At 38.0% G+C, this 8726-nt stretch carries 10 protein-coding genes; 6 read left to right on the top strand and 4 right to left on the bottom strand.

The features are described 5' to 3' along the window. The 4 genes from VE944_RS31650 to VE944_RS31635 all read right to left on the bottom strand — a co-directional run. Positions 1–938, bottom strand: a 938-nt coding sequence (locus tag VE944_RS31650) for a T3SS effector HopA1 family protein (protein ID WP_324987030.1), incomplete at its 3' end; no start/stop codon positions are given. 105 nt (positions 939–1043) lie between these two features. Further along, on the bottom strand, positions 1044–2285 hold the full coding sequence (locus VE944_RS31645; RefSeq protein ID WP_324987027.1) for an aminoglycoside phosphotransferase family protein: 1242 nt from the start codon (positions 2283–2285) through the stop codon (positions 1044–1046). A gap of 200 nt (positions 2286–2485) precedes the next feature. Further along, positions 2486–2728 (bottom strand): hypothetical protein, encoded by a 243-nt coding sequence (locus tag VE944_RS31640; RefSeq protein ID WP_324987024.1) that lies wholly within the window; start codon positions 2726–2728, stop codon positions 2486–2488. A gap of 218 nt (positions 2729–2946) precedes the next feature. Then, on the bottom strand, positions 2947–3813 hold the full coding sequence (locus VE944_RS31635) for a WYL domain-containing protein (RefSeq protein WP_324987021.1): 867 nt from the start codon (positions 3811–3813) through the stop codon (positions 2947–2949). A gap of 167 nt (positions 3814–3980) precedes the next feature. Here VE944_RS31635 and VE944_RS31630 point away from each other — a divergent pair, with 167 nt between their 5' ends. The 6 genes from VE944_RS31630 to VE944_RS31605 form a co-directional block, all read left to right on the top strand. Continuing rightward, positions 3981–4241, top strand: coding sequence for a DUF433 domain-containing protein (locus VE944_RS31630; RefSeq protein WP_324987018.1), 261 nt, complete (start codon positions 3981–3983; stop codon positions 4239–4241). Continuing rightward, the gene (locus VE944_RS31625) at positions 4238–4624 is read left to right on the top strand and encodes a DUF5615 family PIN-like protein (protein WP_324987015.1); all 387 of its coding nucleotides are present in this window, start codon (positions 4238–4240) and stop codon (positions 4622–4624) included. The genes VE944_RS31630 and VE944_RS31625 overlap by 4 nt, the downstream gene beginning before the upstream one ends. Continuing rightward, positions 4621–6834, top strand: a complete 2214-nt coding sequence (gene cas3, locus VE944_RS31620; RefSeq protein ID WP_324987012.1) for a type I-D CRISPR-associated helicase Cas3' — start codon at positions 4621–4623, stop codon at positions 6832–6834. Before VE944_RS31625 ends, cas3 begins: the two co-directional genes overlap by 4 nt. Positions 6835–7109: 275 nt before the next feature. Further along, positions 7110–7355, top strand: a complete 246-nt coding sequence (locus VE944_RS31615; protein ID WP_324987008.1) for a hypothetical protein — start codon at positions 7110–7112, stop codon at positions 7353–7355. A gap of 12 nt (positions 7356–7367) precedes the next feature. Continuing rightward, positions 7368–8387, top strand: coding sequence for a PDDEXK nuclease domain-containing protein (locus VE944_RS31610; RefSeq protein ID WP_324987005.1), 1020 nt, complete (start codon positions 7368–7370; stop codon positions 8385–8387). 64 nt (positions 8388–8451) lie between these two features. Then, positions 8452–8726: hypothetical protein (locus VE944_RS31605; RefSeq protein WP_324987003.1), on the top strand; the 275-nt coding region annotated here is incomplete at its 3' end.

The raw sequence follows: 8726 nt of genomic DNA, 5'->3' as shown, positions 1-8726 counted from the left end.
AATAAAGCATTAGCGACAATTTGGCAACGGTTCATCCCAAAACTTTCTTGTGCTGCAAATTTTTGAATTGGTTCTTCGGCTAAACCTAACCCTGGTGCTAAAAATTTTGTAAACAAGGGAATTTCCGGCTGGAAATAGGATTGATTTTCTGGATAAATAGCCTGAAGGATTGTGCGAATTGCTGGATAGTCGGGGAGTTCAAAGTAGAGCAATCCCGAATCATAGCGTCCGTATGCACTGGGATTGTGAAGAACCTGAAAGCTAAAGGGAATCGAGGCTGCATTCAATTGCAGTGTCAAACTTTTCATGAGAGCGATCGCACCAGATGCGGTAAAGTTAAAGTAAATTCGCCCTGCTCCCAAATCAGCATCGGGGTTGCTCTGGCGTTCCTGTCCGACATTGCTAACTGCCAAGTAAGAGCTATTTTGCATTCTATTTTTGGGCATCCAGATTGCTACCATGTCACCCACTTTGGTAGTTTTTTTGCTGGATTTTAGATGGCAGTCTGGCTCAACATAAAGTGTTAAACCGCCTTTAGTCACCGCCATAGTACCATCAGGTTCTTTACGCAACACCTGCCATCGGGGGTCAAAGTAACCTATGCCGTGATTACTGGCGTGCAATTGCTCGTAAAAGTTCCAATCAATTTCTAAAATGGAATTATCTGTTAAATTCTGCTTTGGCGTATCAGTATTGACTGCTAAAGTACTTTGTAGAGAGCCATTGTAATAGATCCCATAGAGAAAGTTCCGCAGCAGTAAAGTGAGATACTTCTGTTGTAAATGTACAGAATTGTGCTGAAATCTCTCGGCTATTTTAGTCGGTAGACCAAAGGGTTGATAATTGGGATGATAAATACAAAAATTAGACTCAATCTGGATATTTTTAGCAATGTCGAATAGAGAAGTTAGCGGTTGATTGATAGAGTAATTTAGCATTAATCCATTTAGAACTTAAACTTTAAAAAACAGAATTCAGGAGTCAGGAGTCAAAATAGGCTAAACGCCCCGCTATCGCTAACATAATTGTTCTACTCCCTACTATTAACAACCGCGTAGCCGGGTTTTTTCGTAATAAAGACGAAGTAGCTGTGGCTCTTTTATAGGTTGAGTAAGTTTATGTATTTTTGCTACAGGATTTAGAATTTCTGACTCTGATATTCCAAAAATAGTCAGTACACCTTGCTGCGGCATAGTCAGTAAACTTTTAGCTACTTGGAGCATACAAATTTCAGCATTATTAAAGGATTTTTGGCAGGTAATCATATCCTGAATTTGATGAATCAGTGCTAACCCCGCAAACTGGATAACTCGCACAATAAAGTCATTGCAATATTCCAAAATCAGGGGGAAAGCATTTAGATAAGCCCTAATTAAGGCAATGATTGAAGGTTGTAAACTCTCCAACGGTGTCAATGCTAGATGTAGAGATTCTTCTAACTCGATGGTGGGATCTACTACCAGACTATTGAGCCAAATTCCTAAATAGCTTGCTAGTAAAGTACCTAAATCAAAAGCAGGATCTCCCCAAGAACAAGCTTCCCAATCAATTAGTCGTACTAGGCAATTATCTAGTTTCTCCCACCTAGAATGAACCAAAATGTTGTTCAATTTCAAGTCGTTGTGAGTCAAGCAGCAAGGATTCCAGTTGTATGCCAAATCTGCGATCGCAGATTCCAAACTCTCAGACTGCTGGTATAGTAAATAGAATTTCAGCGCATCCGTGGGAACAGTTCCAAAAATCTCCGGCCCAATTGACTCTACCCCTTGCGCCGGATTGTAAAAGCCATAGCGAAACTCTCCTTGGGGAGCAGTTGCCATAAAATCCCTATATTCTCGGCGGTTATAGGTTGTGCGATGCAGTCCCGCTAAAGTAGTACCGATCGCAGTGGCAATTTCTTGTGGAAAAATATCATTGTTGTGGTAGAATGTCGCAAGCTCCAGATAATCACCTAAGTAGTTGCGGACAAGGATAGAATTTTCTTCGTCAAAATGCACTACCAATGGTGCGATTGCGGAAATATTGCCGAGAACTGGAAACTGCTGGAGCAACTGATGAAATAGCCACTCCTGAAACAATTCACGAGGAGCGCCGTCATTGTTGTTAAGGTTACGTTCTTGTTTAATGAGCAGTTGACGATTATCTGCTAGAGTCACTAGTAAACCGAAATTGTTCTTACTACTTCCTGGCAACTCAGATTTATCTGATGCGTCATCTTCTGAGCTACACAGCCCCGCTTCTAGCAGATACTGGATAACGTTATGAGAAGACAGTGATAATACCATGTATTATTTCCTACTTCATTAAATTACTTAAACTTGTACTCAGCAGTTGTCGGTAGATAGTGAATAACAATAGAGATTTGTACAATCTACTAATATCCCATATTTGGGATAGAAACCTGCCAAAATGGCACCAAGTCTTTTACAATTGCTTTAGAATTCGCTCCTAGATACCGTGGCATCTTTAGACTTTATCAGCATAGTTACTTAGATACATCTAGAGCAATTTTTGTGGTAGAACCTTTTGATGTAGCTGCATCTCCAGGTTGATAGCGCAGAAGCATCCCAGTAAAAAACTGATTGGCGGCAGATGTTGTTTGATGTTCAGTGGTCATCCTGAAAGCAGCGAAGAATTTCAGTAATCCTTCGTGGTAGGAAGCATGACATTCAACGCTATTATTTTTATTTATCAACCCAAAGCCAAATAAACCGGAATTTTTAAGCAATTAGTAATTATTTTTTTCTTTAATTTTCAGAATTGATGTCTGTAGGGCTTGTTATTGCGTTATTTATGTTACTTACGTATTGTAGATGACTATAGGCGATCGCAGACAACGCTTACATGAGTGCATCTTATGGAAGTGTACTTTTGTCAAGAAGGAAAAGACCTCTCCCTGGTTTTACTACGTAAAGCCGTCCCTCTCCGAGTCGGAGAGGGAAAGAGTTAAGACGTGGTTTCGATATCGTATAAATTGCAGAGGGTGAGGAGTTTTTGTTTAAGGCGATCGCGCACATTTTCAGGTAACATCACTACACAATCTGGCGCATATTGCATAACTTCGCGGATAAACCAAAAGGTACTAGATACTCGCCTAACAACTCGCTGGACTCGCGCTTTATCTGGTAGCCACTCATTGATATTGTCTTCTGGTTTAGCTTGATAGGCAAAAGCCAAACCAGCAAATAGATGCATTTCCACTTCTATCTCAGCCAAATTAGTTCGCCACTTACCAGAAATTGGCATAACAGCAGCTTCTGTAATCCTGTCTAATCGTAAACTCCAGTTGTGAAACAGTTCTGGGATATCAAAGTTTCCTTCTGTCTCTTCGCACCAGCAATCAAGATATTGTCGCTTTTCGTGGGGTGTAACTTTGGCGTGGCGAACCGTGAAGTTTAATAAGCGTCCGGTTGCATCTTGATAAGAAAGCTGAAATGGTTGGTTTCGCAAGATGTAGTTATCTATTTGTAAACGCCAACCTGGAGGCAAATTCTCTAAGAAACGTTCGATTTCGCCTCGCAACGGTAATGATAGTTCGCTGCGTTCGAGAAGTAAGTTTGCAATGATTTGGGCTTGTTCAATTTGCCCGATGTCTGTCAATGCATTGATACATCTATGTAATGCTCTAATGCGTGGTTCTTTCCAATCGTTATTGTTACCAATGAGTAACTTACGTTGAGCGATCGCTTTAATTAACTTCGAGATGTTAGGCTCCTCTCCCCACATCATACCGAATTCACGAGCGATCGCTTCTAGCTCGGCTTTATCGCGTTCTGATATCGACAGTGTAATAGATTGACCTTTTCGACTCATGTTTTATACGGACACTTTTATGCTTATAAATCTTGTAAATCTCTATTTTGCGTGCCAATATAGTTTTTAACAACCAGTTACGGACACTATTTAAGTGTAAGTCCGAATATAGAATTAGGAGAAGAGGATTCATTGAGAAGAATTACGATAAATTTGGAGAAGTTTCAATGACTAAGAACGATTTACTATCTCGAATTTCCATTGATCCAAATATTTGTTTCGGTAAACCTTGTATTAAAGGTCATCGTATCTGGGTTAGTTTAATTCTCGATCTTCTTGCAAGTGGAGAAAAAATAGAGACAGTTTTGGAAGAATATCCAGGTTTGGAACAAGAAGATATCCTGGCCTGTATTGCTTATGCTGCTGAAATGACAAGAGATAGTTATGTGGAAATTCCTTTAGGATTACAAAAGGAATCAAAAAAGTGAATATTAAACTTGATGAAAATCTTGGTAGTTTGCGAGTAGCTACATTATTGCGTCTTGCAGGACATGATGTTGCCACTGTCCGAGAACAAGGTTTAATTTCAACTCCTGATGAGGAATTAATTGATATTTGTCGCAGTGAAAATAGATGTTTCGTAACGATAGATAGAGGATTTGGCAATCGTCTTAAATATCGACCTTCTAACTATACAGTAATTATAGTTATTCGTTTACCACCTCGTCCTACTTTTGAAGATTACCGTATAGTTGCAGAAACCCTAATTGCTGGACTTGAAGCAGCAGATGTGACTGGTAAATTATGGATAATTCGACAAGGAAGTATTCAGGAATATCAGGATATTGAAGTAGAGGGAAAAGACAAATGACGGAAGCATACAAAATTACTCTCAAATCTGTTTACTCGCAAACCGTCCTAACACCTGACGGGGTGAAATTACCTAAAGATTGGTTCCTTTCTTGGCATCAAGCTGCAACTTTAGAAGCGTTGCGCGATCCAAATATTGATGTTGTGTTCAACACTGCGATGACTGGCGATGGTAAAAGTCTCGCCGGATACCTGGATATTTTGCAAAGACAGTCTCCTGTTTTAGGGCTATATCCCACAAACGAACTCGCTAGAGATCAAGAAAAACAAATTAGAGGATACATTGATAAATTTCAGCCTGAACATAAACCGCGTGTTAATCGGTTAAGTGGACAAGAATTAGAAATTTATGCTGAAGAAGAAAAATTGAAAAAGGGAGTAGCTTTAGAAACTCGCGCTGGGCAATCTGAAATTCTGCTCACCAATACTGATATTTTTCACTATCTACATTATGGGGCATATTTACTTTATAAAGATAATCCTGATAAACTCTGGAATAGAATAGATAAGCGTTTTAATGTTATTCTTTTTGATGAGTTTCATGTGTTCAAAGCGCCACAAATTGCTAGCGTAATTAACACAATGCTTTTGATTCGTCGCACTAACAGGCGTAAAAAGTTTTTATTTCTTTCTGCTACCCCAAATACCCAATTAATTGAGAGGCTTAAATTAGCGGATTTTCGCTGTCATGAAATTAACCCACTTGAAGAGAATAAATATCAATTTCCTGATACTCTTACTGAATCTGAGCATCTAAAAACCCAATATTGGCGAAAAGTTGTAGGGGAAATATCATTGCAGTTTGTCAGTTTAGAATCTACATCTAAAGCTTCTGAAACTTGGTTAAAAGATAATGTAGCGTTGATTTTAGATCATTTACAAAATCATCCAGGTAGCAAAGGCGCAATTATTCTTAATTCTATTGCTGCTGTGAAACGATCAAAGGATTTTTTTACATCTTTTCTCCAGCCATATAATTTCACAGTTGAAGAAAATACTGGTTTGTCTGGGAAAAAAACTAAAGAAGAATCCTTAGATGCTGATTTAGTTTTGGGAACTAGCACTATTGATGTGGGTGTTGATTTCAAAATCAATTTCTTGTTTTTTGAATCAGCAGACGCAGGTAATTTTATCCAGCGTTTAGGCAGACTGGGACGACATGATGGTTATGAACGTGACGGACAGCAGATTGATTTTATTAACTTCACTGCTTATGCACTTGTCCCTAAATTTTTGGTCAAAAGGCTTTTTGAAAAAGATGAGAAGGATGAAGCACCATTGAAGTCAGGTGAAGTTTATGAACGTCCATTTTTTCACGATCAAATTAGGGATAAATACCGCAAAATTAATGATTTTACAGGTTATTACTTTAAATGGGGTGTTGTTCAATCTATGCGACTGGTTCGACAGTTGGGACATCCTAATATTAAAGAGCAATATGCAGCAGGTAGTCAGGAAGCACTAAAGAAAGATTGTGAGATAGTTTTCAGCACTGACAAAAGAAAAGCCAGTCTTAAAGCAGCCTTTTTCCGTAGTAAAGAATGGGAAGAAAAATGGCACGAACTTTCACGAACAGATAAGGGAAATCCTATTTTAGAGGAGGCTGTGAGTTTTCGGGGGAAAAGCCCTTTACTGTGCGGAATTTACGACACTACAGAGAAAAATGAGGCTGATAAGTTCAAAACCTACGATTTACCAGGAATTCTCAGCAACTTAGAAATTGAACCGATGAAGGGGACAGAATTTGAACGACTGCGACAAGCGACAGCAGAACGCACAGATACAACTATTCCCAAAGGCAGATTTAAAAACTGTTTAGGATTTATGAAATTACTTAACTATCGAGAAGAAAGACTAGATTGGAAATTTACTTATCCTGGGGACTTGAAACCTTTTGCTGATACTTGGGATGTACAGGTATTGTTAGGTATTCAGATTTGGCAACCTGCAAACTATTGGATTAGTGAAATTAACAAGCAATTGAAGAAACAGGCATTAGTTAGTTATCTGCTGCCTTTTCCCTTAGAGAGAGTACGTCAGCAAGGACAATTGCCAATGCACTTTCAGATTTACCCAATTAGTGACCAATATAGTGTTTTAGATAATACACCACCATACTGCATTGCCTTCGGGCAGTCTGCACTATTGCTAGATACCTTGACACATTGGTTTAAGAGTAAAGGGGATGAGATATGGATAACGCCATGTTGAGATCCCTAATAGGGATTCGCTGCTTTGTCAGCAGGGGTGGGTTCAGTATCAGTGAATTATGAGTCTGTGTTTCAATCCCTAAGAAGGGATTATTTGAAGACCCCACCACTATAAGATAGCACGAAAGAGGCATTTGCAGTCGAATTTACTTCTAGTTACAGAATCATTATTCACAGATATTCTGCCAGAGAGTGCTTTAACGGTAAAAATCAATAGTCTAACAAAAAATAGTATGCTAGGCTCTAAAGTAATCCTTTAAACCAGGAAACACTTAGATGCAAAGCCAAAACTCTGACCCCTTAGACCAACTCCGTTATGCCATCAATGATCTGATTGATCGCATTAAAGCGCAGCAGCAGCACAATCTCATTCAAGACAACCGACTCTCAGACCATGACCGTCAAATTGAAGAAATTGAGGAATCAATGGAATTGTTCTTCAGAAAAATTGGTCAATTCGAGTATCTAATTGGCAGAAATCAGGAACTAGAAGAAAAGAAGGATTCTTATTGGAGAGATTGAAATATTTTTATTATGAGTAATTCTATTTCTGACGATTACACACATCTACTTATGGAAGTACAACAACGGATTCGTTCAGCCCAGTACGAAGCATTAAAGGCAGTTAATCGGGAAATGATTAGCCTGTATTGGGATATTGGGCAGATGATTGTTATCAAACAACAGGATGCTAGTTGGGGTAAATCAGTAGTAGAACAGCTAGCAAAAGACTTACAAGCAGAGTTTCCTGGTATTAGTGGGTTTTCTGCTCGAAATATCTGGAATATGCGGAATTTTTACGTCACATATAGCCAAAAGGAAAAACTGCAACCAATGGTTGCAGAAATTGGATGGACTCACAATTTGGTCATTTTAGAAAAATGTAAAGATGACTTAGAACGAGAATTTTACATTAGAATGACTCGGAAGTTTGGCTGGACAAAAAACGTTTTAATTCACCAAATTGAAAATCAAACTTATGAAAAAACTCTGCTTAATCAAACTAATTTTGATCAAAGTATTTCAGCAGAGATACGTAACCACTTAAAGCTAGCAGTTAAAGATGAATATACTTTTGATTTTTTGGAATTAGCAGATGAACACAGCGAACGACAGCTAGAAGATTCTATTTTAGCAAAAGTTCAACCATTCTTACAAGAAATGGGTGGAATATTTGCCTTTATTGGTAGCCAATATCGTTTAGAAGTTGATGATGAAGAATATTTTATAGATATCCTATTATATCATCGCCGTTTAAAGTGTTTGGTGGCAATAGAATTAAAAATTGGTAAGTTTTTACCGGAATATGTTGGCAAAATGCAGTTTTATTTAGCTGTTTTAGATAACACGGTAAAGCTACCAGATGAAAATCCTTCTATTGGCATTATTCTTTGTAAATCCAAACAGAGAACTATTGTTGAATATGCACTAAAGGAATCTAATAAACCAATTGGTGTTGCAACTTATCAAATAGTTTCTAAAGTACCACAAGAATTAAAAAATCAACTTCCAGATCCAGAACAAGTTGCTAGATTGCTAGAAGGATTTGAATGAATCTTGACGATTAGCGATAATGCTGGAAAAATCAAATCTTATTTAATTTTATTTAATAAAGAAGATGGCTAAAAAAAGTAAAAAATTAGATGAATATCAACAACTATCACTCTTAGAAGCAGAAACAGAAAATGATTCAACCGCCGAACTATCAGATGATGATTGGATGTCTGGAGATGATTCTGACTTTCAAGAAACATCTAATCTAAAAGTCGAAACACAAACAGCAGAACTCTTAACCCTCAAGTTACTGCAAGAGGCAATTAAATCAGAAAATGACGGTGATTTAATTATGCAGGAATTTAGTGATAACGTTTTACCCAATCTTTTACGGGTAGC

This window comes from Nostoc sp. (genome assembly GCF_035638895.1).
Lineage (GTDB): Bacteria > Cyanobacteriota > Cyanobacteriia > Cyanobacteriales > Nostocaceae > Nostoc.
The sequence above is the reverse complement of the archived record's forward strand: the minus strand, read 5'-3'. Positions and strand labels throughout refer to the sequence as shown.

Coding starts and splice junctions, on each gene's coding strand:
- VE944_RS31645 (WP_324987027.1), bottom strand. CDS start 2,285: ATGGTATTATCACTGTCTTCTCATAACGTTATCCAGTATCTGCTAGAA.
- VE944_RS31635 (WP_324987021.1), bottom strand. CDS start 3,813: ATGAGTCGAAAAGGTCAATCTATTACACTGTCGATATCAGAACGCGAT.
- VE944_RS31615 (WP_324987008.1), top strand. CDS start 7,110: ATGCAAAGCCAAAACTCTGACCCCTTAGACCAACTCCGTTATGCCATC.
- cas3 (WP_324987012.1), top strand. CDS start 4,621: ATGACGGAAGCATACAAAATTACTCTCAAATCTGTTTACTCGCAAACC.
- VE944_RS31610 (WP_324987005.1), top strand. CDS start 7,368: ATGAGTAATTCTATTTCTGACGATTACACACATCTACTTATGGAAGTA.
- VE944_RS31630 (WP_324987018.1), top strand. CDS start 3,981: ATGACTAAGAACGATTTACTATCTCGAATTTCCATTGATCCAAATATT.